This is a genomic window from Bradyrhizobium sp. USDA 3650, from assembly GCF_054057395.1.
In genome coordinates, this window is the sequence record NZ_JBSRZG010000001.1 from 365,667 (window position 1) to 389,928 (window position 24,262).

23 protein-coding genes, 1 tRNA gene and 1 pseudogene are annotated in these 24,262 nt (G+C 63.7%); 11 read left to right on the top strand and 14 right to left on the bottom strand.

Translation table 11 applies throughout. The features are described 5' to 3' along the window. Nucleotides 1-113: 113 nt before the first annotated feature. Nucleotides 114-320, top strand: a complete 207-nt coding sequence (locus ACVIN2_RS01780; RefSeq protein ID WP_456764258.1) for a hypothetical protein — start codon at nucleotides 114-116, stop codon at nucleotides 318-320. Between the two features lie 1,656 nt (nucleotides 321-1,976). Here the strand turns inward: ACVIN2_RS01780 and ACVIN2_RS01785 are convergent. The 5 genes from ACVIN2_RS01785 to ACVIN2_RS01805 form a co-directional block, all read right to left on the bottom strand. Continuing rightward, a complete protein-coding gene (locus tag ACVIN2_RS01785; protein ID WP_456764259.1) occupies nucleotides 1,977-2,168 on the bottom strand; it encodes a hypothetical protein in 192 nt (63 codons plus the stop codon). Between the two features lie 48 nt (nucleotides 2,169-2,216). Next, entirely contained in the window at nucleotides 2,217-2,600 is a 384-nt protein-coding gene (locus ACVIN2_RS01790; protein WP_456764260.1) for a hypothetical protein, read from the bottom strand. 115 nt (nucleotides 2,601-2,715) lie between these two features. Next, entirely contained in the window at nucleotides 2,716-3,072 is a 357-nt protein-coding gene (locus ACVIN2_RS01795) for a hypothetical protein (RefSeq protein ID WP_456764261.1), read from the bottom strand. A 103-nt stretch (nucleotides 3,073-3,175) separates the two neighbouring features. Next, the gene (locus ACVIN2_RS01800) at nucleotides 3,176-3,352 is read right to left on the bottom strand and encodes a hypothetical protein (protein WP_456764262.1); all 177 of its coding nucleotides are present in this window, start codon (nucleotides 3,350-3,352) and stop codon (nucleotides 3,176-3,178) included. A gap of 281 nt (nucleotides 3,353-3,633) precedes the next feature. Further along, nucleotides 3,634-3,858, bottom strand: a complete 225-nt coding sequence (locus ACVIN2_RS01805; protein WP_456764263.1) for a hypothetical protein — start codon at nucleotides 3,856-3,858, stop codon at nucleotides 3,634-3,636. Nucleotides 3,859-3,982: 124 nt separating this feature from the next. Between ACVIN2_RS01805 and ACVIN2_RS01810 the strand changes: the two genes are divergently transcribed. Further along, nucleotides 3,983-4,411, top strand: coding sequence for a hypothetical protein (locus tag ACVIN2_RS01810; protein WP_456764264.1), 429 nt, complete (start codon nucleotides 3,983-3,985; stop codon nucleotides 4,409-4,411). 770 nt (nucleotides 4,412-5,181) lie between these two features. On the opposite strand, the gene ACVIN2_RS01815 is transcribed toward ACVIN2_RS01810, so the two are convergent. The 3 genes from ACVIN2_RS01815 to ACVIN2_RS01825 all read right to left on the bottom strand — a co-directional run bounded on the left by ACVIN2_RS01815 (nucleotide 5,182) and on the right by ACVIN2_RS01825 (nucleotide 9,054). Then, nucleotides 5,182-5,257, bottom strand: a tRNA-Lys gene (locus ACVIN2_RS01815). 316 nt (nucleotides 5,258-5,573) lie between these two features. Further along, nucleotides 5,574-8,249 carry a glycosyltransferase gene (locus ACVIN2_RS01820; protein WP_456764265.1) on the bottom strand — a complete coding sequence of 892 codons (2,676 nt, stop codon included), beginning with the start codon at nucleotides 8,247-8,249 and terminating at the stop codon, nucleotides 5,574-5,576. A gap of 214 nt (nucleotides 8,250-8,463) precedes the next feature. Then, nucleotides 8,464-9,054: a beta-1-3, beta-1-6-glucan biosynthesis protein gene (locus ACVIN2_RS01825; protein WP_247289897.1), complete on the bottom strand. Its 591-nt coding sequence runs from the start codon at nucleotides 9,052-9,054 to the stop codon at nucleotides 8,464-8,466. A 330-nt stretch (nucleotides 9,055-9,384) separates the two neighbouring features. Here ACVIN2_RS01825 and ACVIN2_RS01830 point away from each other — a divergent pair, with 330 nt between their 5' ends. Beyond that, nucleotides 9,385-10,944, top strand: coding sequence for a glycoside hydrolase family 17 protein (locus tag ACVIN2_RS01830; protein ID WP_456764266.1), 1,560 nt, complete (start codon nucleotides 9,385-9,387; stop codon nucleotides 10,942-10,944). Here ACVIN2_RS01830 and ACVIN2_RS01835 read toward each other — a convergent pair. Continuing rightward, nucleotides 10,904-11,284 carry a hypothetical protein gene (locus ACVIN2_RS01835; RefSeq protein ID WP_456764267.1) on the bottom strand — a complete coding sequence of 127 codons (381 nt, stop codon included), beginning with the start codon at nucleotides 11,282-11,284 and terminating at the stop codon, nucleotides 10,904-10,906. The genes ACVIN2_RS01830 and ACVIN2_RS01835 overlap by 41 nt on opposite strands. Before the next feature lie 174 nt (nucleotides 11,285-11,458). Between ACVIN2_RS01835 and ACVIN2_RS01840 the strand changes: the two genes are divergently transcribed. Beyond that, nucleotides 11,459-11,605, top strand: a complete 147-nt coding sequence (locus ACVIN2_RS01840) for a hypothetical protein (protein WP_155809610.1) — start codon at nucleotides 11,459-11,461, stop codon at nucleotides 11,603-11,605. Between the two features lie 24 nt (nucleotides 11,606-11,629). On the opposite strand, the gene ACVIN2_RS01845 is transcribed toward ACVIN2_RS01840, so the two are convergent. Both ACVIN2_RS01845 and ACVIN2_RS01850 read right to left on the bottom strand, forming a co-directional pair. Further along, nucleotides 11,630-11,785, bottom strand: a complete 156-nt coding sequence (locus tag ACVIN2_RS01845; RefSeq protein WP_456764268.1) for a hypothetical protein — start codon at nucleotides 11,783-11,785, stop codon at nucleotides 11,630-11,632. A 114-nt stretch (nucleotides 11,786-11,899) separates the two neighbouring features. Further along, nucleotides 11,900-13,249, bottom strand: coding sequence for a hypothetical protein (locus ACVIN2_RS01850; protein WP_456764269.1), 1,350 nt, complete (start codon nucleotides 13,247-13,249; stop codon nucleotides 11,900-11,902). A gap of 173 nt (nucleotides 13,250-13,422) precedes the next feature. Between ACVIN2_RS01850 and glmU the strand changes: the two genes are divergently transcribed. After that, nucleotides 13,423-14,790, top strand: coding sequence for a bifunctional UDP-N-acetylglucosamine diphosphorylase/glucosamine-1-phosphate N-acetyltransferase GlmU (glmU, locus tag ACVIN2_RS01855; protein WP_456764270.1), 1,368 nt, complete (start codon nucleotides 13,423-13,425; stop codon nucleotides 14,788-14,790). Between the two features lie 6 nt (nucleotides 14,791-14,796). Here glmU and ACVIN2_RS01860 read toward each other — a convergent pair. Further along, a pseudogene (locus tag ACVIN2_RS01860) lies at nucleotides 14,797-15,017 on the bottom strand (hypothetical protein). 220 nt (nucleotides 15,018-15,237) lie between these two features. Here ACVIN2_RS01860 and glmS point away from each other — a divergent pair. From glmS to ACVIN2_RS01875, 3 genes are all read left to right on the top strand, one after another. After that, nucleotides 15,238-17,064 (top strand): glutamine--fructose-6-phosphate transaminase (isomerizing), encoded by a 1,827-nt coding sequence (gene glmS / locus ACVIN2_RS01865; RefSeq protein ID WP_456764271.1) that lies wholly within the window; start codon nucleotides 15,238-15,240, stop codon nucleotides 17,062-17,064. Nucleotides 17,065-17,152: 88 nt separating this feature from the next. Continuing rightward, a complete protein-coding gene (locus tag ACVIN2_RS01870; RefSeq protein WP_456764272.1) occupies nucleotides 17,153-17,923 on the top strand; it encodes a DUF502 domain-containing protein in 771 nt (256 codons plus the stop codon). Between the two features lie 103 nt (nucleotides 17,924-18,026). Next, the gene (locus ACVIN2_RS01875; RefSeq protein WP_456764273.1) at nucleotides 18,027-18,884 is read left to right on the top strand and encodes a DUF1932 domain-containing protein; all 858 of its coding nucleotides are present in this window, start codon (nucleotides 18,027-18,029) and stop codon (nucleotides 18,882-18,884) included. 26 nt (nucleotides 18,885-18,910) lie between these two features. Here ACVIN2_RS01875 and ACVIN2_RS01880 read toward each other — a convergent pair whose 3' ends face one another. Continuing rightward, a complete protein-coding gene (locus ACVIN2_RS01880; RefSeq protein WP_456764274.1) occupies nucleotides 18,911-19,426 on the bottom strand; it encodes an AAA family ATPase in 516 nt (171 codons plus the stop codon). 178 nt (nucleotides 19,427-19,604) lie between these two features. On the opposite strand from ACVIN2_RS01880, the gene ACVIN2_RS01885 reads away from it, so the two are divergent. From ACVIN2_RS01885 to panE, 3 genes are all read left to right on the top strand, one after another. Then, nucleotides 19,605-19,994, top strand: coding sequence for a nuclear transport factor 2 family protein (locus ACVIN2_RS01885; protein ID WP_456764275.1), 390 nt, complete (start codon nucleotides 19,605-19,607; stop codon nucleotides 19,992-19,994). A 97-nt stretch (nucleotides 19,995-20,091) separates the two neighbouring features. Next, entirely contained in the window at nucleotides 20,092-20,922 is an 831-nt protein-coding gene (locus tag ACVIN2_RS01890) for a helix-turn-helix domain-containing protein (RefSeq protein WP_456764276.1), read from the top strand. 202 nt (nucleotides 20,923-21,124) lie between these two features. Then, complete coding sequence (gene panE / locus ACVIN2_RS01895; protein WP_456764277.1) at nucleotides 21,125-22,054, top strand: 2-dehydropantoate 2-reductase; 930 nt, start codon at nucleotides 21,125-21,127, stop codon at nucleotides 22,052-22,054. Here panE and recG read toward each other — a convergent pair. Further along, nucleotides 22,051-24,159, bottom strand: a complete 2,109-nt coding sequence (gene recG, locus ACVIN2_RS01900) for an ATP-dependent DNA helicase RecG (RefSeq protein WP_456764278.1) — start codon at nucleotides 24,157-24,159, stop codon at nucleotides 22,051-22,053. The genes panE and recG overlap by 4 nt on opposite strands. Between the last annotated feature and the right edge of the window lie 103 nt (nucleotides 24,160-24,262).

Genomic DNA, 24,262 nt, shown 5'->3' on the forward strand with positions numbered 1-24,262 from the left:
CGCTGAACGGGTTCACGCCGGCGATCTTAACCTCACTTTAAGAAATCGTTGTCCGGCGGCGTCCCGTTGGATATAAAGGAACCTTCCGCCAGCGTCAGTTGCGTCCGTGAGTCATGATTACGTACAAGCAGTACCATATCCAGCAAGTTGAGCACGGCCCCAAGCGCTGGGTTGCTCGCATCACGCGGACAGACGGTCAGAACATTCGCACCATTCTGCCGGCGACTGAGCGACCCTACCTCGACACGAAGCCGACAGCGTCCCCCGAGGAAGCTGAGGCGCTTGCCAAGGAAGGCATCGACTTCGGCGGCGTGGTGTAGTCCGGCGTCGCGATCTCCTGACTTGCATTTGCGAACTCGCTGGTGACTGCATCCGCAGCGATGGTGCGGGGCGTGCAGCTTTGTCCGTTACCGGCGATCTGCTCGACATGCTCGTTGATGCTACGATCAGCGGCCCGCTGGCATTCACGCGTACCCAATTATAAGTACAGCCCCTAAATAGGTTGTGGGAAAGGGGCGTCGGATGCGTGGATACGAGGGTATAAATCGACTTAGTACCGGTTGTGTTCACTTCATTCGTACAGGATCCAGAGGACTGTTTGAGGCCCAAGAACTGGTTTCAGAGTCCGGCGCGAAGTTCGCGTATTGGAATTATCTAGATGGTGGCAGAGAAGCCGCCACATTGGCAGATCCCCTTGCCATGCGTTAGAACTTGAGCATGCGCCCTACGGCAACTTGCCTTGGACGCAATTCCTGGACGATCTGATAACGCTAGCATATCGACATGAGGGATTGGCGATAGTGATTGATCGTGCGGATCTGCTTATCGCGGAAAGACGCGACGAAATGTTCGACTGCATAGAGGCGTTTCTAATCCAATTCCACCATTGGTATGATCAAAAGAAGCCTTGCCATCTTTATTTTCAGATAGGGGAAGTGGACGGCGCGCGGGGCACCTAGTGCGTACGTGATCGTTTATTGTTCAACTATCTCAGGCCTCTGCAAATTCGATTTGTTTTAACGAAGAAATTTCGATGACAGTGCACTTTACTGGCGCGCGGGTTGGGGCGCGTTGAATGCACTGTCATAGTAATTCTAGCTAGCTACTGGCAGCTACGTGATTGGTAGCGCCACGAAGATTCACACGGATATCGCCACGAGGCTCAGAGTCGCGATGATCGAATCTGGCCGCTTCGTTTTTTTCAATCAACTTAGGCGAACGAGGGGCAATGCGAGGGTGAGCGCAAAGAGGGAGGGCTTCTATCGAGGTTTGACGCACGGGTCGACGGCATAGGCGCATTGCTCACCGGCCGTGATGAGACCGCCCGTTGGCCCTTGATAGTTGACGGCTGCAACAACGCCGCCGGTCTTCACGGAAGGTGCTTTAGTTCGTCGGCCTCGACCGCCAGCCGTTTTCCTGATGGGGAATGGTGGCAGTGATATCGTCCCTCACAGCGGATTGGCGCCACGCTGCCACCCCGAAGCACAGGGTCAGAGTCATGGCGGTCGCCAGCAGCAGCACGGACAAGAACTGGCTCACGCGCCCCCCCCCCCAGCAGAACGTACTGAGGCAGCGAGCACGCACAGGCGATTCGGAAAATGCAGGCGCGCTGACCTGCAGGCAGTTTTCCCCAGGTTGTAAAACGGTGGATTAGCACCTTCGACCTTGCACCCGCCGCGGCTCCGGAGCCGCTATTGCAGGCCGGCTTTTCACCCGAAAACTATTGTGGCTCGGTTGGCTTATCTCGCTCATGGCTCTCGGCTTCGGCCGCCGCGCACGCATCCATGCCATGGCATTTGCTTAGATAGTACCGGGCGCCTGCGAAGATCGAGCAAACAATCACCACGGAACCCAACAGGACGATCATCCACCGACGATTCAACATTCCCATGACCTTCTGCACCCTCCATCCAACGCCGCCCGTTCGCCTGCCGGCTCAACCAGGCGAGGCGAGGCGAAAGCTGGATTAGCCCAAATCAGACCTTGCGCTTCGGATTCAGTCGAGCCTCACGCTCCAGCCGCTCGGACTTCAGGCGTTTCAGGTTTTCCTGAAACTCCGGCGTGGCTTGACTGTCGGCTATCGTCTGTCTCGATCCTATCGGATTGAGGGTCCTTCGCTCGGCTTCGTCCGCGATTTGTTGCTCGGCCGACCGTTTGGGTTTGATCATTTGCTTTTTGCCTTGAGGCCGGGATTGACCAAGCTGGCGCCGGTCAAATCATTTTCGATTTGGCCGATCGCGTCGAACGTTCTGGAATTCCTCCGGTCCCTTGACGAGCCGCCGCTTGCGGCTGGCCTGGTCATCCGGGCTCGCTTTGTTGTCTTTGAGCTTGTCGATCGCGTTACCCGCCATTTCCCGAGCCCGCTCGGACGAGGCCTTGGCGGCAGACGTAACCGCGAGCGCGGGGGCGGGTTTGCCCAATCCAATATCGACCAGCCGACGGATGGATTCAGAGCGAGCCGGAGTGTCTTCCTGCCGCGACGCCCATGCGTCGATCTGAACGACAGTCGATTCCGGCCAGCGCGTGCCGATCTGGACGCCCTGACCAGTAGCGGGGCGGCCGCGATGCTTTTTGGCACGAATCTTTTTTGCTGGTTTCATTTTATTTGGTACCAAAAAATCATGCCAAGGGGAAGCGCGAACTTCCGATAAGTGTGCTGGTTTGGTGCGCTGGCACCGCGATCCCCGCGCAACATCACGATCACAGGTTTTGAAGTCAGGCGGCGCCCCGGAGAGGAAGCGCCAGTTGCACAGCAAAAGGTCGGGAAGCATTTGCCTGGACGAAGGCCTGCAAGGCCGGCGTGATCTCGCTACTCGTGACACGCTCGGCAAGCTCATCTGCGATCTCGCTGGTGGCATCGCGAGACCGGCCCTCGATCGCGTTGAAGGCGACGATACGGACGGGATAGGCGTACTGCCCGGAGAGCAGGTCGCGGATGATGGTCTCGACGTCGGTGTCCTGCTCGTCGGTCTCACGCCAGGAGCAGCCGGCGCGCGCGCCGAAGTCTTCCAGCACCAGGTAAATCTCCCGGTCGAGCCGATCCAGCGGCACAATCGACGGCGCATGACGCATAACGCAACTCCTACCCAAAGAAGAGCAATTGCGCTGCCATGGGGATCGTTCCGTTCCCGCCTGGCAAGGCTTATGCGGAAAAAAGCCGTCCGCTGAGGCGGCCTTATTCCTTGTCCTCAGTCCAGGTGCGGTCGCCGCACTGGCACTCATAGACCCGGACCGTCAGCCCGCGCATGGCGTCCATCATCGTGTGCTTGAGCTTGGGTTGAGCGCCGCAGCTACAGCGACGTTCCTCTCGGGTCTTGGCGCCTGAAAATTTATCGCTGCTGAAATAGTTCATCAACTCACCCTGCCAAAGGTCAGTCGTTAAGTCCCAAAGTGGACATTTGTTCCCACAGCGGATTTGCCAAGCGTGGCTCGGCTGGTCATCAGAGATGGGGCGGGCGAAGCAGAAGTGCGCCACCTATAGGAACGACGCCCATCGGCCAACCTTGGTTCTACATGCGTTTTAGACGCATAAGGCTATCGGTTCGGTAGCCGGGAGCGGCCTCAGCCCTGGGTCTGCCACCTTGGCCTGGGGCCGTTTCCTTGGTCTAGGCGGCGCGTTGCGATCCGCCAGGATCATTCCGCGGCTCGCAGCCCTTGCTCTGTTGGCTCGTAGCGCTGACCGTACTGTTTGAGCCAGCCGCCTTCGACCATCTTCCGCGCCATAGCCATCGTGCATATCGGCTGGCTGCCGCCTGGGTGATACAGGCCATCTGCGCGCTGGATCAGGTAGCCGTAGACGCGGGCCTGTCGCAGCGGCTTGATCATACCAGGAAAGAGAACGACGGAGTGGTCGGTCATTGCCCAGTCCCGAACATTTCGGGTTACCGATCGTTCCAGACCACCTTGGACGCGCCAATCGCCGGCTAAGTCGAGGGACGTATGCCTTGGCCTAACCTCATTTCTTAAGGCTCGACTCGAGGAGTTGGGTCGCAAAGTCGTCGCCGATGCAGGCACCCTGAAGGAGGCCATCGGAGTCGCGTGGGTGGCTGAGTTGGATCTGGCCATTCTCGACCTGAGGCTTGGCGATGAAACGACTGAACTCGTGGCGGAGATCACTCGTGGTCGCGGCTTGCCATTTTTCTTCCTGACCGGCCATACATCCGATGGATTGCCAAGTGGCTTCCGCAATGCTCCCCGATTGGAGAAGCCGGTTCTCTGCTCCGCGCTCCCGAAGATGACGATAGCTGCGCGAGGTCTTGAGCGGCTAGGCTGCGACCTTCACGCTGCGGCCTTGCCCTTCGCCAAGCTTGCAAGGTCCTTCCAGGCCAAGGCGGTCCGCAACCACTTCAACCGCTCGGCGGGACAGGTCGCGGCGATCGCCTTCTGCATCGCGGCGATGGCTTCTGCTTGATGGTCTAGGTCTCCAATCATCGGAGCAATCATTCGCCAGAATTATTAAGACCTGCGAAAATCCACAGCCCGGAAAACTACCGGCTTACGCCGCCGCCGAGCCTGCATCCAAGCCTGGCCCTGTGGACTCGCCAGTCCGGCGCCAGCCGCTCGCCCCGTCCTGCGTGGGTTGGTTATCACAGGTTAAAGCGCGACTCAGCAGATGCAGCCGAGGATAAACTGGCAACAGGCTGGGGACGCCGGGCGATGGCACAGTCACGCTATCCGTTGATCCGAAGGTGGACACCGGAGGAGCATCAACAACTGCTGGCGATGGCGGCGGCTGGGTGCCGACCCGACGAGATCGCGCAGGCGTTGGGCAGGACAGAACCGGCCGTGCGAGGCCGCGCGAATTTGCACAACATCCCGTTGCGGCTGGTGGCGCAAAAGCGGAAGGGCCCATGATCAAGGGCGTGGCCATAGCTGCTCTCGTACTGGCGGCGGCGAGTCTCGCAGACCAGCGGTTGTCCTAGGGGCGCTATACCGATGCGGCGCTGAGGCTCCTGCGCGAAATTGAGCATTCATTCCGGCGACAATTACGAAGAGACAGGGAGCGATCACTGATGCAGGACCTTTGCCGCCCAGTCGGGCCTCATGTCCGCGGCGCGCGTGCCGCGAGCGGTGCAGGGGCATCAAGCGCCGCGCATGCTACACCGGCAACCGATCTGCAGACACAGCGCCGACACACAGTTTATCGGAGCGCGTCGTCTCGGCGTAAGTATCTAAGTGATTTGGTGAGCGCGCTGGGGCTCGAACCCAGGACCCCGTGATTAAAAGTCACGTGCTCTACCGGCTGAGCTACGCGCTCCCATGGCCGCTGATGGCTTGAAGATATCGCCATCGTCTTCGGACATTTGGAAAAGCATGTCTTGCCGCCACATCGACGCAAGCGTTGCGGAAAAACCGGCTGTTTCCGGATCATGCTTTCGGCCCGCGCTGTGTAGGGGGATGGGGCGCGGAGGTCAATAGCAGGAGTGGCTGCTGAAACTCGCGGCAGGAGCGGGGATTTCCTCGCGGTGTCCGCGGCTTAGGTCCGGATTTTCAACCCGATTAGCGGGCCGCCATCCACGCGGAAGACCACGCGACTTTTAATCACGAGGTCCAAAGACCGGCCCGGAGCCCCGTCAGTTCGCTTCCCGCCGCACCTCGCTCGGCACCGGCACTTGCTGGGGCGTGCCGGCGGGGGTCGGCAGCGCGACCGGGCGCAGGCCGATCAGCTCGGCGGTGCGGATCGCGCTGTCGCGCCAGAACTGGAACGAGTTGATGCGGCTGAGCTCGAGGATGGCGATGGCGACCGCAGCCAGGAACGGCAGGCTTTGGAGCACCAGCACGCCGGCGAAGATGTAGATCTCGGTGATCTGGCGATAGCTGTTGGAGGCCACCAGCACGCCGGCGCCGATCAGGAGCAGGGCGCCGATCACCGCCTCCCAGAACGCCTGGAACTCGATCGACATCCTGGACAGGCCGCCCTTGGAGGTGCGCGCGAACGCGATGTGCTCGGTGATCAGTCCCTGCGCGACGGCGCGGGACACCGTCCACTGCACGCTCATCGCGGCGATCATCGCGCCCAGCATCTGGCCGGGCTTGATCGCGACCCGCGCGCGGTACATCGACAAGAAATGCGCGAGCGAGACGATGAAGGCGCCGATGATCGGCAGCGTCAGGATCTTGTCGGGAATGGCGATGTCGGCGAAGGCGACGATCGGCACCCAGACAAGGTTGAGCAGCGCCACGACCACGCCGAGGCTTTCGGCACCCAGCCAGTTCAGCCAGCCCAGGCCATATTCGCGCTTCTGGTCGGGCGTCAGCCGGCTCCGTCCGGGCAGGAAGTTCCGCCAGTGCTTCTTGACGATCTGGAGACCGCCATAGGCCCAGCGGTGACGCTGCTTCTTGAAGGCCTCGTAGGTGTCGGGGAGCAGGCCCTGGCCGTAGCGGTGGTTGGTGTAGTGCGTGGTCCAGCCGAGCTGCTGGATCGAAAGACCGAGATCCGAGTCCTCGCAGATCGTGTCGGACGACCAGCCGCCGGCCATGTCCATCGCGGCGCGGCGGATCAGGCACATCGTGCCGTGCACGATGATGGCGTTGGTCTCGTTGCGCTGGACCATGCCGATGTCGAAGAAGCCGGCATATTCGCCGTTCATGATGTAGTGCATGATCGACAGGTCGCCGTCGCGATGTTCCTGCGGCGCCTGCACCAGGCCGACACTGGGATCGGCGAAAGCCGGCACGAGGTCCTTCAGCCAGTCGGGATCGACGACGTAATCGGCATCGAGGATGCCGATGATCTCGGCGTCGACGGCGGTGCGGTCCATCGCGATGCGCAGCGCACCGGCCTTGAAGCCCTGCACCTTCTCGGCGTTGATGAACTTGAAGCGTTCACCGAGCGCGCGGCAATGATCCTGGATCGGCTGCCAGAAGGCAGGGTCCGGCGTGTTGTTGATGATGACGACGCATTCGTAATTCGGATAGTTCAGCCGCGACAGCGCATCGAGCGTCTGCTTGAGCATCTCGACCGGCTCGAAATAAGCGGGGATGTGGATCGAGACTTTTGGGAAGTAATTCTCCGGCACGCTCTCGACCGGCTTGCCCTTTGTGAGCAGCCGCTGCGGCGGCCGGCCGAACGCGACGGCGGCGATCTCGTCGATGCGCGCCATCGCGATCAGCACAAGGGGAACAAGCAGGATCATGCCGAGCGTGAGCGCGAAGGCGGAGCCGAAGATGAAGTAGTGCCCGTTCCAGAACGCGAACACGGTGGCGGCCCAGGCGCCGACGCCATTGGCGGTTGCCGACAGCAGGAACGCCTGTTTCGCCGTGGGCTGCTGCAGCCGCAGGATCGGCAGCGACAGCAGGATTCCGACCAGAAGCGCGACACCCATCAGCTTCCAATAGTCGGGATTCTCCACCGGGCCGGTCCAGGCGAATTTCGGCTCGCGGCTGGCGTTGAGAATGCCCCAGTACGGACCGACGCCGCCTTCGAAGTATTTCCAGGGCTGATCGATGGCCTCGACGATGTTGTATTCCATGCCGATGGCGTCGGCGCGGCTGACGAAGTTGCGCAAGGTCAGTGCCTGCTGAAACGGACCGGGGTCGGCGTTGCGCAAATTGTAACCCGCGCTCGGCCAGCCGAACTCGGCGATCACGATGCGCTTGCCGGGGAACAGGTTGCGCAACAGATTGTAGCGGTCGACGGCCTGATCGACCGCCTGGTCCGAGCGGAAGTTTTCCCAGTAGGGCAGCACGTGAGCGGCGATGAAGTCGACGTTGGAGCCGAGGTCGGGATTGTCGCGCCAGATGTTCCAGATCTCGCCGGTCGTGACGGGCACGCGGACCGAGCCCTTGACCTTCTTGATCATCTCGATGAGGTCTTCGACCTTCTGCTCGCCGCGATAGATCACCTCGTTGCCGACCACGACGCCGTTGACGTTGCTGTTCTTGCGGGCGAGCTCGATGGCGGCCTTGATCTCGCGCTCGTTGCGATCCTTGTCCTTGTCGATCCAGGCGCCGACGGTAACCTTGAGGCCGAACTCGGCCGCGATCGGCGGCACCAGTTCCACGCCGCCCGTGGACGAATAGAGCCGGATCGCGCGCGTCATCGTCGACAGCGTCTTCAGGTCGGCGCGGATTTTCTCCACCGACGGGATGTTGTCGATGTCGGGGTGAGCCGAGCCCTCGAACGGGGCGTAGGAGACGCTGGGCAGCAAGCCCTTGAAGTCGGGCGCGGGTTCCTTGTCGCGCAAGACTCCCCAGAGGCCGGCGTGGAGCGCGGACACAAGCAACAGAACGGCGGCGACAACCCGCATCGCGGCTAAACCAAAAGGGGCTGAGGGGGCAGGGAAGCGGATCCGACCCCGAGATCCGACCAAGTCCGCGGCAAATGGAGCATACCTCTGCCGCGCGGTTTCACAACTGTCATCGCCTCATGACCATATGAGGGCATGCACATTTTGGAATTCGCAGCAGTGCCAATTGCCTCTATCGCCGATCGTTCCTGAACGCAGCCTGAAACAATCGCGGCTATTTCGGGGGCGCCGGCGACGGGCTTGCCGCCGGCGAGGGGCTCGCGGCCGGCTGCGGCTGCGCATTGCCGGCTGCCGGCGCGGCCGGCTGCGAGGCCGCGGCCGCCGCCTGCTGCGGCTGCGACGCCGGGTTGATCCAGCAAGCGTGCACACGGCTGTCCAGGGTCTCGGCGACCTTGGGATCGATCTGGCCGCCGAAGCGGGTCAGGCAGCGGAACGCAGCCTGGATGTGGCCGCCGGGGCAGCCGAAGCGGTCGTAGAGGTCGAGATGGCGGAATGCGGTATCGAGGTCATCCCGCCACATCAGCCGCACCACGCGCCGGCCGAGCCAGACGCATTCGGGGTTGCCGGCCGGGCCGCTGATGACCTGGGCTGCTTCGGCGAATTCGTCGGTGCGGCGCTGGTTCTGGGCGGCATCCTTGGCCGCGTCGGCGGGTTGGGCGGCTGCCTTGCTCTGGTCCGGGGCGGGCGTGCCGCTCTGGGCGGAGGCGGCGCCGATGCCCATCAGGATGACAAGGGAAGAAACGGCCAAGGTGGCGGCGAACTGCCGCAGGACCGCATTTCGTAACTCGAACACCCGTTGCCGCATGAATTCCCCAATATATCACTGACCGTCCGCGTCAGGACCTTCGCGGACGCGCCTGCGTGATGGCGTCCAAATGGGTCTCCAATGCGGCGGAAAAGTCCTCCCGAGTCCATGGCCTGAATCTGGAATTTTGTCCAGCAAAGTCACGATCCTAGGCCTCGGTCGAACGGCCGCAGGTAAATTCCTCAGGGGAGGGATAGATCCATAACGGAGTCACCCCCTTGGCAGACGGCGTGCTAGCAGGTAATCGACGGCCCTTCGCGGAGGACGGAACCGATTTCTCTTCGTACGCCACTGGCGCTTCTGCTCGTTTCACTGGGTGCGATCGCTGCCGTGTGGTGGTGGCTTGCCACGCCGATCTCGCTCGCGCGCGCCCCGATCGATCCCGCCGACAAGGTCCAGTGCGTCTCCTACGCGCCGTTCCGCGGCGAGCAGTCGCCGCTGAACGCGTGGACTCATATCGAGGCCGACCAGATCGAGCAGGACCTGCGCCAGCTCAAGGAGATCACCGACTGCGTCCGCACCTATTCGATGGAGAACGGGCTGGACCAGGTGCCGGCGATCGCGGCCCGGATCGGCGGGCTGAAGGTGCTGCAGGGCATCTGGCTCTCCAGCAACCGCACCAAGAATTTCGAGCAGGCCGCGCTCGCCATTCGTCTTTCCAAGGATTTCCCCGGAATCATCACCAGCATCATCGTCGGCAACGAGGTGCTGCTGCGCGGCGAGATGACGACCGCGGACCTCGTCTCCATCATCCGCTCGGTGAAGGCCCAGGTCAGCGTGCCCGTCACCTATGCCGATGTCTGGGAGTTCTGGCTCAGGAATCGCGAGATCTATGACGCCGTCGACTTCGTCACGATCCACATCCTGCCCTATTGGGAGGACTTCCCGGTCAAGGCGAAGTTTGCCGCTTCCCATGTCGAACAGATCCGCGAGCGCATGGCGGTCGCATTTCCCGGCAAGGAGATCCTGATCGGCGAAACCGGCTGGCCGAGCGAAGGGCGCATGCGCGAGGGCGCGCTGCCGTCGCGCACCAACCAGGCGCGCGTGGTCTCGGAGATCCTGAGCCTCGCGAAAGCGCAGAAATTCCGCGTCAATCTGATCGAGTCCTACGACCAGCCGTGGAAGCGCAAGCTGGAAGGCACCGTCGGCGGCTATTGGGGCCTCTATGATTCGGTGCGCCGGACCCTGAAATATCCGCCGGGCCAGCCGATCAGCAATTTCCCGTACTGGAAATGGTACATGGGCGCCGGCATGGGCCTCTGCGTGCTGGTGTTCGCGGTGGCCGGCCTGACGTTGCGGCGCAGGCCCTGGACGCCGCGCTTCTCGGCCTGGCTCGGTGTGGCGATCTCGGCGACCTCGGCCGGCATCCTGCTCGGGATCGGCGCCGACAAGATGTACTACGAGAGCTACGGCATCGGCGGCTGGCTGCTCTGGGGCACGCTGATCGCGGCCGGCATCCTGTCGCCGATCTTCTGCGCGCAGGCGATGGTGATCGGCCGCAGCCTTCCGACCTTCCTCGATCTGCTCGGTCCGCGCGAGGGCCGGAAATGGTCGAAGCTCACCGCCGTGCTGGGTCTGACGCTGGCGGTGACGGCGGTGATCGCGGCGCAGACCGCGCTCGCCTTCGTGTTCGACCCGCGCTACCACGACTTCCCCTACGCCTCGCTGACGATGGCGGTGGTGCCGTTCGCGCTGTTGATGCTGAACCGGCCGCAGATCGGCCAGCGTCCGATCGCGGAATCGGTCTTCGCCGGCGTGCTGACGCTGTCGGCGGCCTATGTGCTGTTCAACGAGGGCCGCGACAATTGGCAGTCGCTGTGGACCTGCGCGATCTATCTGTTGTTCGCGCTCACGCTGTGGCGGGCGCGGGCCGAGCAAATCCAAGAATGAACAGGCCGATCGCCAGGCCCGACAGCACGACATTGTAGAGCACGATGCCGAGGCCGGCGGCGATGATGCCGACGGTGAGCAGCACGATCGACGGCCGCATCAGGTTCAGCGTCGCCACCACCAGCGCGACGATGCCGAACACCGAATTCTTGAACAGCACGGTCGAGACCGAGCGCGCCTTGCAGACCAGGGTCTGAAGCCCGGCATCGCAGGCGAGACCGACCTGCGAGTTTTCGATTCCGAGGTAGCGCAGATAGAGTGCATAGCCGACGCTGGCGAAGCTGACGACGATCAGGAACTGCACCTGGTAGGGCGTGAGACGGAAGGGCTTTTTTGTCATGGCGGCAATATGGTCGGGAAGGCGCGGGCGGGCAACAGGGAAGGTGAATTTATGTCGATCGCGGCCAGTTAAAGGCGGCCGCGCCTGGCCCGAAGATATCCAGGAACAGGCTGGGGCTGCGCAGGTTTTGAAACGGTGTGACCGCGCAACGCATGCTGCATACAAGGAGCGAGCATGGAAAAGCCAACTCAGGAGCAACTGGACGAACTCAAGAGGCTGAGCAAGCAAGCTCGGGTCGAGGATTGGTCGGAACTGGTTCAGTCGAAGGATGAAGCTGACAACCGCATTCGCGACCTGAAGGAAAAAGCGCGCATCGAGTAGGTGATTGCGTGCGCCGATGAGCTCTCAAGGGCGAGTTTGTATCGTCCGGTTCTGGTCCCTCAGCCGACGTTCGTATTTTTCGGCCAAGGCCAGCAATCGCTTCCTGATATAGGGGTCGGCCTGTTCGGCCAATTCGCGGATAAGAGCGAGGTGCTCGCGCAGAAACGTCTCGTCCGCCATCTCCGCTCCGAATCATGTTCGTCGCGGATACTGCCGTTTTGTGTTGGAAACCTTCGTATCGTTTGATACGTCGGCCGCGAGATGGTCTTCCCCGCCGGAGAGCGGGTGCCGCGTCTATCGCCTGAAGAACGACGACAGCGTCGATCCCGCCGACGCCGTCTCCGGCTTCGGCTGTGCGGCCGGCTGCGCCGCAGGAGCAGGCGCGGGCTCCTCGCGCTTCGACGAGCGTTTTGAGGAATAGCTGCGGCGATGCTTGTCGGGCTTGGCGGCGGGCGCGGGCGCCGGGGCGGTCTCGGCTTGCGGCACCGAGTCCTGGTTCTTGTCTGAGTTCTTCTCCTGAACTCGATCCTGAGTCTTCTCTTGCTTTTCCTGGCCGCCGCGCATTGACAGCCGCTGGCCGTCGAACACGGTGGTCTCGCAGTGGCGGTCGTTCTCGGCGAGGCCGGCGCAGAGTTTTGCCGCAGCCGCTGCATTGATCAGCGGGCCGGCACCGAGGCGGAGCTGCATGCCGAGGCCGGTGTTGCCTTCCTTGATCATGATGATCGGCCGCAGCGCTGCGATCTCGGGATTGGATTTGGTGAGCCCGCGCCACAATGCGCGCAGGCCGTCGAGCGAGTTGGCGCCACCGAGATCGATCGCAAAGCGCGTCTGCTGGACCGCGATCGCGGGAGCCTCGCTTTCGGCGGCCTCCGGCGGCTTGGCTGGTGCAGCGGCGACTTCGACCGGGGCGGGCGCCGGATCGGGCTTCTTCTCGGCCGCTTTCTCAGTGGTCTTCTCAGTGGACTCGGGCTGAACCAGTTTCGGGGCGGCCGGATCGGGCGGCGCCATGATCGATTTGGACGGGACCAATGGAAGCATCGGCAGTGGCGCCGTCGTCGCCGGGGATTGCGCGACGAGCGAGGCCGCGGCCGCGCTCTGTGGCGGCGGGCTCGATGGCTCCTTTGCGGCCTCGGTGCGCGGCTTGTCGTTGGCCGCAGCCGGTGTCGAGGCAACCGGCCCGATGCCGGGCGCCGGCGGCCCGATCAAAGCCGGCGCGTCCTGCGGCTTCGCAACGGACGCCTGCGGCGGCGTTGTCGTCTGCTTGGCGATGGCGCCGGTGACGGAATCGAGCCCTTGCTCCAGCACGGTGACGCGCGAATAGAGCCGGTCGCGATCGGTGTTCAGCGTCTCGATCGCGGAGGCGAGGCGGCGGGCCTCGTTCTGGCTCTCCTTGGTCAGGATCTGGAGCCGGTCGGCCTGGCGCGCGAGATCGGCGGACGCAACCTGGTCGCGCCGCCAGCCGAGCTGGGCCTGGTTGGCGAACACGGCAAGCACCACGGCGCCGACGGCCGCCACGCCCCATGAGCCCAGCCGCCACATCATGCCGCGATCGAACGAACTCTCCTCGGCCACAAGTCCGGAGAACAGCCCGCCGGTCTCCTTGGCGCCGAAGGCATCCGCCAGTGGGTCGGAATCCTTTGCCATGAACGTTAAGTGCCCAACCCCTGTCCGGCTTCCCCGAATCAATCAGGGAACATTAACAGGAAAAGCGTGTCGCACTTGAACTCCGGGCGTTTGCGGGGGTAGCAAGGCGATAGCTCATCAGGGCGGCCGTCGCCCGCTGGCGCCACTTGATTCGGCCGATTGACAGGATTTCGATGACCGCCCGTTCCAGCCTCACGATCGTGCTCGCCGCCGGCGAAGGCACGCGTATGCGCTCACATTTGCCGAAAGTGCTGCATCCGGTCGCGCATCAGAGCCTGCTCGCCCACGTGCTCGCCGCGGCGCCCAGGGGAACCGGCACCTCGCTCGCAGTCGTGATCGGACCCGACCATCAGGCGGTGGCGGACGAAGCAAAGCGCATCCGCCCCGACGCGCTCACCTTCGTGCAACAGGACCGGCTCGGCACCGCGCACGCGGTGCTGGCGGCGCGTGATGCCATTGCGCGGGGCGTGGATGATTTGCTGATTGCGTTCGGCGACACACCGCTGATCTCGGCCGAGACCTTTGCGCGGCTCCGCGCGCCGCTGGCCAAGGGCGCCGCGATTGCGGCGCTCGGCTTCCGCGCCGCCGATCCCACCGGCTATGGCCGCTTCATCGTCGAGGGCGACCGCCTGGTCGCGATCCGCGAGCAGGCCGATGCGAGCGCCGAGGAGCGCAGGATCGACCTGTGCAATGCCGGGGTCATGGCGATCGACGGGCGCCGCGCGCTCGCGATCCTCGACCAGGTCGGCAATGCGAATTCCAAGGGCGAATATTATCTGACCGACGCGGTCGGCATTGTCAGCGAACAGGGATGGGATGCCGTGGTGATCGAAACCAGCGAGGACGAAGTGCGCGGCATCAACACCAAGGCGCAGCTCGCCGAGGCCGAAAGCGTGATGCAGGCGCGGTTGCGGAAAGCGGCGATGGAGGCCGGCGTCACGCTGATCGCGCCCGAAACCGTCTATCTCGCCGCCGATACCGTGTTCGGCAAGGACGTGACGATCGAGCCGTTCGTGGTGATCGGCCCCGGCGTTTCGATCGGCGACGGCACGGTGGTCCATTCCTTCTCGCATATCGTCGAGACCAAGCTCGGCAAGAAGGTCTCCATCGGCCCCTATGCGCGGCTGCGGCCCGGCACTTCGCTCGGCGACGGCGCGCGCATCGGCAATTTCGTGGAGACCAAGGCCGCGACGCTGGAGGCCGGCGTCAAGGTCAACCATCTCTCCTACATCGGCGACGCCACAATCGGCGCCAATTCCAACATCGGCGCCGGCACCATCACCTGCAACTACGACGGCTTCAAGAAGCACAAGACGATCATCGGGCAGGGCGCCTTCGTCGGCACCAACTCCTCGCTGGTCGCACCGGTGACCATCGGCAACGGGGCCTATATCGGCTCGGGCTCCGTGATCACGCGCGACGTGCCTGATGACGCCATGGCGCTGGAGCGCAGCCCGCAGACCATCCGCGAAGGTGGTGCGGCGCGCTATCGCGAGATGAAGACGGGTGGCAAGAAGCTTGAAAAGAAGCCGACGAAATAAGCGTCGCTATTCGTCGTCGGCGAATTCCGAGAAGATCGCGCGCGCGTCAGGCGCCAGCCGCGCGCCTTGGCGCGCTTGGCCGGCTCGCCGGCGACGTGCTTGATGAAGACCGGCTTGCTTTCCTTGCCGCGCTGGGGCGGCGGCCAATGCGCAAGGTGCGTGCCGGTGGTCTCGCTGGCGCTCACCGACATCGATGACAGACTTTTGCGGTTGGATGAGCCTTTCATGGCCTTCTCTCCTCAGTCTGCAAGGGTTGGCCAAATTCGTTGACAACTAGTTAATGCGCGCGGTTTAAGGCCCAGCCAGTTCGACGCAGGCGAGGCGCGTTGCCGTCGGTGCTGTCTCAATCGGCAATAATTATTGAGTATCTGGTTCCTTAGGAACTTCGCTAAAAACCGAGCGCGTCGTTTAGGCGATTTTTCCACGATTTGGGGGATATTGATCCGCATGTGCGGGATTGTCGGCATTCTCGGGCGCGAGCCGGTTGCAGAGCAATTGGTGGATTCGCTCAAACGTCTTGAATATCGGGGCTATGACTCGGCGGGCGTCGCCACGCTCGAGGGCAAGCATCTCGAGCGCCGCCGCGCCGAGGGCAAGCTGAAGAATCTGGAGAAGCGGCTGGAGGCCGAGCCGCTCAAGGGCACGACCGGGATCGGTCACACCCGCTGGGCCACCCACGGCAAGCCGACCGTGAACAATGCGCACCCGCACGCGACCGAGCGTGTCGCCGTGGTTCACAACGGCATCATCGAGAATTTCCGCGAGCTGCGCGAGGAGCTCGAGAAGAAAGGCACGGTGTTCCACACCCAGACCGACACCGAGATCGTGCTGCATCTCGTCGACGATCTGCTCACGCGCGGCAACAAGCCGGTGGAAGCGGTGAAATTGACATTGGCGCGGCTGCGCGGCGCGTTCGCGCTCGGCTTCATCTTCGCCGGCGAGGACGATTTGATGATCGGCGCCCGCAACGGTCCGCCACTCGCGATCGGCTATGGTGATGGCGAGATGTATCTCGGCTCCGACGCCATCGCGCTCGGGCCGTTCACCGACACGATCAGCTATCTCGAGGACGGCGACTGGGTCGTGCTGACCCATACGAGCGCTTCTATCTTCGACAAGGACGGCCACGCCGTCCAGCGCGAGAAGACCAAGCACGCCGCCTCGACCTCGCTGGTCGACAAGGCCAACTATCGCCACTTCATGGCCAAGGAAATCCACGAGCAGCCTGAAGTGGTCGGCCACACGCTGGCACGCTATGTCGACATGGCGACCGAGCGGGTCTCGCTCCCGGTCAAGCTGCCGTTCGACTTCAAGAATATCCAGCGCATCAACATCACGGCCTGCGGCACTGCGAGCTACGCCGGGTTCGTTGCAAAATACTGGTTCGAGCGTTTCGCGCGCGTGCCGGTCGAGGTCGACGTCGCCTCCGAATTCCGTTACCGCGAGGCGCCTTTGCGCAAGGGTGATCTCGCCATCTTCATCTCGCAGTCTGGCGAGACCGCCGACACCCTGGCCGCGCTGCGTTACGCCAAGGACCAGGGCGTGCACACGGTCGCCGTCGTCAACGTGCCGACCTCGACGATCGCGCGCGAAAGCGAGACCGTGCTGCCAACACTGGCCGGCCCCGAGATCGGCGTCGCCTCGACCAAGGCCTTCACCTGCCAGCTCATGGTCCTGGCAAATCTTGCGATCGCGGCCGGCAAGGCGCGAGGCGAACTGTCCGACGAGGACGAGACCAAGCTCGTCCACGGGCTCGTCGAGATTCCGCGTTTGATGTCGGATGCGCTCACCACCGAGCTCCAGATCGAGAAGCTCGCCCGCGAGATCGCCAAGTCGCGTGACGTGCTTTATCTCGGCCGCGGCACCAGCTTCCCGCTCGCCCTCGAAGGCGCGTTGAAGCTGAAGGAGATCTCCTACATCCACGCCGAGGGTTATGCCGCCGGCGAGCTCAAGCACGGCCCGATCGCGCTGATCGACGAGACCATGCCCGTCGTCGTCATCGCGCCGTACGACCGGGTGTTCGAAAAGACCGTCTCCAACATGCAGGAGGTCGCTGCCCGCGGCGGCAAGATCATCCTGATGACCGACGCAAAAGGCGCGGCGGAGGCGACCGTCGAGTCCCTCGTCACCATCGTCATGCCCGACATGGCGGCGGCGTTCACGCCGATGGTCTATGCCGTCCCGGTTCAGCTGCTCGCCTATCATACGGCGGTGATCATGGGGACCGACGTCGACCAGCCGCGCAATCTCGCGAAATCCGTGACCGTGGAATAGGCAGAAGGGTCGGGCCGGAACGCTTCGTGGTCTTCCAAAACCTGCTAGAAGACCCTAGCTTGAACGAAGCGACCGACCTGGAACCCGAATGAACCCCCGTGACGACGCGCCTGCGCCTCTTGATCCCGTGCCGGAGACGCATACCGGCCTGATGGGCCGCTTTCGCAATTACTTCCTCACCGGTCTCGTGGTGACGGGACCGGTTGCGATCACCTTTTATCTGGTTTGGTGGTTCGTCACCTGGGTTGATGGCGTGGTGCGGCCGTTCGTGCCGCTGGCCTATCGGCCTGAAACCTACATGCCGTACGTCATCCCGGGCTGGGGGCTGATCGTCGCATTCTTCACGCTGACACTGGTCGGCTTCCTCGCGGCCAATTTGATCGGCCGGACGCTGGTCGATGTCGGCGAGACCTTCCTCGGCCGCATCCCGGCGGTGCGCGCGATCTACCGCGGCCTGAAGCAGGTGTTCGAGACGCTGTTCTCGGGCAAGGGCTCGAGCTTCCGCAAGGTCGGCCTGGTCGAGTTTCCCTCGCCGGGCATGTGGTCGATCGTGCTGATCTCGCAAGCGCCGAACGAGGATGTCTCCCGCAGCCTGCCGGGTCAGGAGGAGCACGTCTCGGTGTTCTTGCCGTGCTCGCCGAACCCGACCACCGGCTTTTTCTTCTACGTGCCCAAGAGCAAGATCGTCGAAGTCGACATGAGCACCGAGGACGCCGCGACGCTGATCATGTCGGCCGGCGTCGTGCAGCCGGGCTCAGCGCCCGATTCGAAGAAGGCGGCGGCGCTGGCGGGCATGGCGAATGCCGCGCGTATTGCCAACGCCTCGGCGCTCCAGCCCCAGCCTGCGAAGGTGGAGTAGGGCCATTCCTCTGCGGGATGGCCGTCGGTCACGCGGGCGTCCCGTCCTCTGCTAGTCTCCGGTGAATCGAGCGCGTTGCTCGGATTTCGATCTGGAGTGCACGATGTCCAAAACCATTGCGATTCTCGCGCCCGGTGCCATGGGCAGTGCCGTGGCCCGCCGTCTCGGCGAGCACGGCGCGCGCGTGCTGACGTCGTTGAAAGGACGGAGCGAGGCGACGCGTAAACGCGCGATGGATGCCGGCATGATCGGCGCCGAGGACGACGCGATCGCGGACGCCGACATCATCCTCTCGATCGTGCCGCCGGGCGAAGCCGTGGCGCTTGCCGAGCGGCTGGCCGGGCTGATCGTCCGGCGCGAGAAGAAGCCGGTTGTCGTCGATTGCAATGCCGTCAACGTCGACACCGTGATGAGGATCGAGGAGATCATCGGCTCGGCACAGGCGCCGTTCGTCGATGCCGGCATCATCGGGTTCCCGCCCCAGCCCGGTGGCAAGAGCCCGGCCTTCTACATGTCGGGCGAGCACGCCAAGGATGTCGCCGTGCTGAAAGACCTCGGGCTCGACGTGCGGATCGTCGAAGGGCCGGTCGGTGCCGCGTCCGCGCTGAAAATGTCGTATGCCGGGATCGTCAAGGGCCTCGCCGGGATTGGCTCGGCGATGGTGGTCGCGGCAACGAAAGCGGGGGCTGCTGATGCGCTGCGCGACGAACTCGCACTCAGCCAACCCGCGGTTCTGGCCCGGCTCGAAGTCGCGCTGCCGGACATGATCCCGAAGGCCTATCGCTGGGTTGCGGAGATGCGGGAGATTTCCGGCTTCCTCGGCCCCGATCATCCGGCGAGCCAGGTTTACGAAGGCTTTGCGCGTTGGTTCGAGCATCTCGCCAAGGACGCGAAAGGCGAGGCGGCGGATACCGATCTGATGAAGGCATTCGCCGCGCGTATCGCGCAGAAGAAATCCTGATCGTCCGGTCTCGCGTCGGCCATCGATCATGTGCCGTGCACCGAATCCAGAAAACCCTGGATGTCCCGATCGCGTCTCAAGCGCACGACCGGGACGTCATCGCCATACTGCACGCGCTCGGCCTCGATGACGGGCGCGCGCTCGGTGTCGTAGCGCCACGCCTCGCGCATCAATTTCCAGTCGAACTGTTCGGGACACCCCTCCGGGAGATCAGGCCGGGTCATGTCGCGATCGAAGGCGGAGCGCAGGAGAATGCGCCATTGGCAGAGCCAGCGCGGGCGGTCGATAACGACCAGCGTGTCGGCGCGCGCCAGCGTGAGATCGAAAGCAAGTCCCGAGAAGCTGCCGTCGACAACCCATGCGTCGCCCGCGATCGCGTCAGTGACGCGCGCCCGGAAGCTCGGTTTGTCCGATGGCTTCCATCCCGGCCGCCAGTAGAGCACGTCGAGATGCACCACGGGGAGCCCGAGCTTTCGCCCGAGATTCCGGGAGAGGCTCGTCTTTCCGCTGCCCTGACAGCCCACGACGATGATCCGGCGCATCGTCGTAGGGTTCCATAAAGTCGGGCCCAGGGAAAGAGGAGGCCTCCTGGACGCGCGCTATTACCTGGCATGTAATTGAGCCAATCCAAAGCCTGGCTACTGTCCCGGTCATCCACCCGACAGGACGCATTCAATCAAGCCTCCTGTTGCGCGTGCGTCAGTGCATGAGGAGAGAGCTATGCAAGTCGTGTTTACGAAGAAGGAGCCGCCGCAATGGCTGCTCGACATGTGGCGGGAGATCGACGACAAGACCTTTGGACGAGGCTTCGACTGTTTTGCGGAGGACGCCGTCTGCAATCTCGGCGTCGCCGATTGGAAGGGGCGCGAGGCGATCCGCGCCAATCTGAAGGCCTTCATCGACACCGGATTCACGGCGCTGCATCACATCACCGAATATTGGGACGCGGGCTCGCTGAAGGTGTTTCGGGGTGTCGTGGACATGACACCCGGCGACCCCTCGATGAAGACGGTTCATCCCACGATGACGCACTTCTTCTACATGGACGAGAGGGACGACACCAAGGTACGGCACTGGGTCGGCGCCGTGGGACCGGTCGCCTTCGGTTGATCGCCACGAACCTGCTACCATCGGCGGGGGTGCCAGAGCGCGCCGCCGCCGATGCGCGTTGACGGTGCCGCAGATCGACCGGAAGGACCGACTGACAATGAAAGCGACGGCCAGTGCCCTCAAGACGCGCGCCAGTTCCGCGGGCGCGCTGCTGCGTCAATGGCGGGACATTCGCGGCAAGACGCAGCTCGACCTGTCCTTCGACGCCGGCGTCTCGCAGAAGCATATCAGCTTCGTCGAGAGCGGCCGCAGCGTTCCGAGCCGCCAGATGCTGCTCGATCTTGCACAAGCCCTCGACGTGCCCTTACGCGAACGCAACGAGCTGCTGCTGGCCGCAGGCTATGCGCCGTCTTATTCCGATCCCGCGCTCGAGGCGCCCGCCATGACGAGCATCAACCGTGCCCTGCAACGCATGCTGCGTCAGCACGAGCCGTTTCCCGCCATCGTCATGGACCGGTACTGGAACGTGCTGATGACCAACGAGGCTGCGCCGCGTCTGTTCAATTGCTTCATCGACATGTCGGCGCGACCGGCGCCACGAAATCTTTTGCATCTCATGTTCGATCCGGACGGCATGCGCCCCTTCATCGCGAACTGGCCGCAGACCGCACGCGGGCTGCTGGCGCGGGTGTATCGCGAGGCAGTCGGACACGTCGTTGACATCAGGACGAAGGCGCTGCTGGAGGAATTGTCGCAATACCCCGGGGTGAAGCCGGAATGGCGTGCGCCGTCGGCCTCCGATGCGATACCGATGATCCCGCTGTCCTTCGTCAAGGACGGCGTGACGCTGGACTACTTCTCTCTGATCACGACAGTCGGAACGCCGCAGACGGTGACGGCGGAGGAACTGCGGCTCGAATGCATGTTCCCTGCCAACGAGGCGACCGAAGCGGAGCACGGCAGGTTTTTGCGTGCGCACGCCGGGTGAGGGGCGTCGCCGCGAGTCAACCCGATCGCTATGTGCCGAGCTCGACCCACACCGTCATTGCGAGCGCAGCGAAGCAATCCAGAGTCTTACCGCGGAGGGATTCTGGATTGCTTCGCTGCGCTCGCAATGACGGGGAGGAGACGTCGCGAGGCTCATCTGTTATTGTTTCTGCGGAAGCGGTCACTCCGCATTGGGAGTTCGAATGAAAGTACTTGTGATCGGCGCGGGAGCGCTTGGAGGCTATTACGGAGCTCGCCTGGTCCGAGCCGGCGGCGACGTGACCTTTCTGGTGCGGGCCGGGCGTGCGGAGCAATTGCGGCGGAATGGATTGCAGGTCGTGAGCCCGCACGGCGATTTCGCCGTGCAGCCGAAGATCATCCTGGCCGACGATCTCAAGGAAACCTTCGACGTCGTGCTCGTCGGGGTGAAATCCTATTCGCTCGACGATGCGATGGCCCAGTTTGCCCCGGCGGTTGGCGCCAACACGATGATTTTGCCAATCCTCAACGGCTTGAAACATGTCGACGCCCTGACCGCGCGGTTCGGCGCGAGCTGCGTCCTCGGCGGCCTCGCGAACGTCAGTGCCGGGCTCGATGCGGATGGCCGTGTCGTTCAGTTCATGGCCAATCAGACCATCGTCTTCGGCGAGATCGAGGGGTCGCTGAGCGAGCGTGTGCTCGCCCTGGAGACGCTGCTGCACGTGCCCGGTATCGACGTGCGCGCCAGCGAAGCGATCATGCAGGACATGTGGGAGAAATTCGTCCAGCTCTCGACGCTCGCCGGCATCACCTGCCTGATGCGCGCGAGCATCGGAGACATTCTGGCCGTGCCGAACGGCGAGCAATCCATCTTCCGGCTGTTCGCCGAATGCTGCGCCGTCGCGACGGCCTCGGGTTTTGAGCCGCGCGCGCCTTTCATCGAGTTTGACCGCAAGCTGTTCACGACCCCGGATTCCCCGCTCAAGGCCTCGATGCTGCGTGATATCGAGCGCGGCTCGATCACCGAGGCGGAGCATATCCTCGGCGATATGGCCAACCGGGCCCGTGCACTCGGCATCGACACGCCGCTGCTGGATTTGGCCCGGGCGCATGTGGCGGCTTATGAGATTGGGCGGCAGAGAGCGGCCAGCTAACCCGCTCCGATCAGCGGGATCGCTTCATCCCGCTCATACAGATACAGCAGGCATCGCAGCGCCTCGCCGCGCTCGCCCTTGAGTTTCGGATCGTCCTTGAGGATGCGCAGCGCCTCGTCGCGGGCCTGCGTGATGAGCTGGCCGTGCACCTCCGAGCGGGCGATGCGGTAGCCGGGCAGGCCGCTCTGGCGCACGCCGAGCACATCGCCTTCGCCGCGCAGCTTCAGATCTTCCTCGGCGATGCGAAAACCGTCGGTGGTCTCGCGGATCACCTTCAGCCGTGCCTTCGACATTTCGCCGAGCGGATCGGAGTAGAGCAGCAGACAGGTCGAGGCCTCCGAGCCGCGCCCGATGCGGCCGCGCAATTGATGAAGCTGGGCGAGGCCAAAGCGTTCGGCGTTCTCGATCACCATGATGGTCGCCGCCGGCACGTCGACACCGACCTCGACCACGGTGGTCGCGACCAGCAGGCCGATCTCGTGGGCGGCGAACTGGCCCATCACGCGGTCCTTCTCGGTGCCCTTCATCTGGCCGTGGACGAGGCCGACGCGGTCGCCGAAACGCTTCTGCAGGCTTTCGAAGCGCTTGGTCGCATTGGTCAGGTGCTCGGTACCTTCGGCCTCGGATTCCTCGACCAGCGGGCAGATCCAGTAGACCAGCTTGCCGGATTCGAGCGCGCGGCCGATGCTGGCCGTGACCTCTTCGAGGCGGCTCATCGAGATGGTGCGGGTTTCGATCGGCTGGCGGCCGGCCGGCTTCTCCCTGAGCTCGCTGATGTCCATGTCGCCGAAATAGGTCAGCACCAGCGTGCGCGGAATCGGCGTGGCGCTCAGCACCAGCACGTCGACGGCCTCGCCCTTTGACGTCAGCGCCAGCCGCTCGCGCACGCCAAATCGATGCTGCTCGTCGACGACGGCGAGGGCGAGATCGCTGAAGATCACGTCGTCCTGGATCAGCGCATGGGTGCCGACGAGCAGGTCGATCTCGCCGGCTTCGAGCTGTGCCAGCAGGTCCCGCCGCTCCTTGCCCTTTTCGCGGCCGGTGAGGATCGCGACCCGCATGCCCGCGCGCTCGGCGAGCGGCGCGATGGTCTTGATGTGCTGACGGGCCAAAATTTCGGTCGGAGCCATCAGGGCGGCCTGCTTGCCAACCTCAGTGACGGCAGCGGCGGCCAGCAGCGCGACCACGGTCTTGCCGGAGCCGACGTCGCCCTGGAGCAGGCGCAGCATGCGCACCGGTTGTTGCAGATCGTCGGCAATGGCCGCAGCGGCATCGCGTTGGGAGATTGTCAGCGCATAGGGCAGGGCATCGATGATCTTGTTGCGGAGGTGCCCGTCGCCGGCGTTGCGCACACCGGCCGGGCGGCGCAATTGCGCGCGAATCAGGGCAAGCGCAAGTTGCCCGGCCAGGAGCTCGTCGAAGGCGAGCCGCGACCAGAACGGCTGGTCGGGCAGAATGTCGGTGAGCTCGACCGGCTGGTGCACGCGGGTGAGCGCCTCGGCGATCGGCGGGAAGTTACAACGGCGCAGCACCTCCGGGCTGATCCATTCCGGCAGCGCCGGCAGCTTTTGCAGCGCCTGTGCGACCGCGCGGCGCAGCGAGCCGAGCGCAAGACCTTCGGTCAAGGGATAGACCGGATCGATGCCGGAGAGTTTTGAAATCGCCTCCTCGTCCAGCACCCGGTCGGGATGCACGATCTGCGGGATGCCGTCGTACATCTGCAGCGTGCCGGAGACGAAGCGCTTCTCGCCAATCGGCAGCAGCTTCTCGACATAGCCGGGCTTGGCGCGGAAGAACGTCAGCACGACGTCGCCGGTGTCGTCGCTGGCGTAGACGAGGTAGGGCGCGCGGGCATTGCGCGGCGGGGGCGGGCGGTGGCGGTCGACCGTGACCTCCAGCGTCACCATGGTTCCCTGCACGGCGTCGCGGATCTTCGGCCGCGCGCGGCGGTCGATGACCTGGCTCGGCAAATGCAGCAACAGATCGACCAGCCGCGGCGTCTCGCTGCGGCTGAGCAGATATTGCAGCAGCTTGTCCTGCTTCGGACCGACGCCGGGCAGGCTGGTCACGGGGGCAAACAGCGGGTTGAGCAGGCTGGGGCGCATCAGGCGAATCTAGGACCGTTTTCGCTCGTCATGCCCGGCTTTATGCCCGGCATCCACGTGTTTTTTCGTGTCCCTGCGGCGGCAGCGGCCATGACAAATCGAG

Coding starts and splice junctions, on each gene's coding strand:
- ACVIN2_RS01780 (WP_456764258.1), top strand. CDS start 114: ATGATTACGTACAAGCAGTACCATATCCAGCAAGTTGAGCACGGCCCC.
- ACVIN2_RS01785 (WP_456764259.1), bottom strand. CDS start 2,168: ATGATCAAACCCAAACGGTCGGCCGAGCAACAAATCGCGGACGAAGCC.
- ACVIN2_RS01790 (WP_456764260.1), bottom strand. CDS start 2,600: ATGAAACCAGCAAAAAAGATTCGTGCCAAAAAGCATCGCGGCCGCCCC.
- ACVIN2_RS01795 (WP_456764261.1), bottom strand. CDS start 3,072: ATGCGTCATGCGCCGTCGATTGTGCCGCTGGATCGGCTCGACCGGGAG.
- ACVIN2_RS01800 (WP_456764262.1), bottom strand. CDS start 3,352: ATGAACTATTTCAGCAGCGATAAATTTTCAGGCGCCAAGACCCGAGAG.
- ACVIN2_RS01805 (WP_456764263.1), bottom strand. CDS start 3,858: ATGACCGACCACTCCGTCGTTCTCTTTCCTGGTATGATCAAGCCGCTG.
- ACVIN2_RS01820 (WP_456764265.1), bottom strand. CDS start 8,249: ATGCGGGTTGTCGCCGCCGTTCTGTTGCTTGTGTCCGCGCTCCACGCC.
- ACVIN2_RS01825 (WP_247289897.1), bottom strand. CDS start 9,054: ATGCGGCAACGGGTGTTCGAGTTACGAAATGCGGTCCTGCGGCAGTTC.
- ACVIN2_RS01835 (WP_456764267.1), bottom strand. CDS start 11,284: ATGACAAAAAAGCCCTTCCGTCTCACGCCCTACCAGGTGCAGTTCCTG.
- ACVIN2_RS01840 (WP_155809610.1), top strand. CDS start 11,459: ATGGAAAAGCCAACTCAGGAGCAACTGGACGAACTCAAGAGGCTGAGC.
- ACVIN2_RS01845 (WP_456764268.1), bottom strand. CDS start 11,785: ATGGCGGACGAGACGTTTCTGCGCGAGCACCTCGCTCTTATCCGCGAA.
- ACVIN2_RS01850 (WP_456764269.1), bottom strand. CDS start 13,249: ATGGCAAAGGATTCCGACCCACTGGCGGATGCCTTCGGCGCCAAGGAG.
- glmU (WP_456764270.1), top strand. CDS start 13,423: ATGACCGCCCGTTCCAGCCTCACGATCGTGCTCGCCGCCGGCGAAGGC.
- glmS (WP_456764271.1), top strand. CDS start 15,238: ATGTGCGGGATTGTCGGCATTCTCGGGCGCGAGCCGGTTGCAGAGCAA.
- ACVIN2_RS01870 (WP_456764272.1), top strand. CDS start 17,153: ATGAACCCCCGTGACGACGCGCCTGCGCCTCTTGATCCCGTGCCGGAG.
- ACVIN2_RS01875 (WP_456764273.1), top strand. CDS start 18,027: ATGTCCAAAACCATTGCGATTCTCGCGCCCGGTGCCATGGGCAGTGCC.
- ACVIN2_RS01880 (WP_456764274.1), bottom strand. CDS start 19,426: ATGCGCCGGATCATCGTCGTGGGCTGTCAGGGCAGCGGAAAGACGAGC.
- ACVIN2_RS01885 (WP_456764275.1), top strand. CDS start 19,605: ATGCAAGTCGTGTTTACGAAGAAGGAGCCGCCGCAATGGCTGCTCGAC.
- ACVIN2_RS01890 (WP_456764276.1), top strand. CDS start 20,092: ATGAAAGCGACGGCCAGTGCCCTCAAGACGCGCGCCAGTTCCGCGGGC.
- panE (WP_456764277.1), top strand. CDS start 21,125: ATGAAAGTACTTGTGATCGGCGCGGGAGCGCTTGGAGGCTATTACGGA.
- recG (WP_456764278.1), bottom strand. CDS start 24,159: ATGCGCCCCAGCCTGCTCAACCCGCTGTTTGCCCCCGTGACCAGCCTG.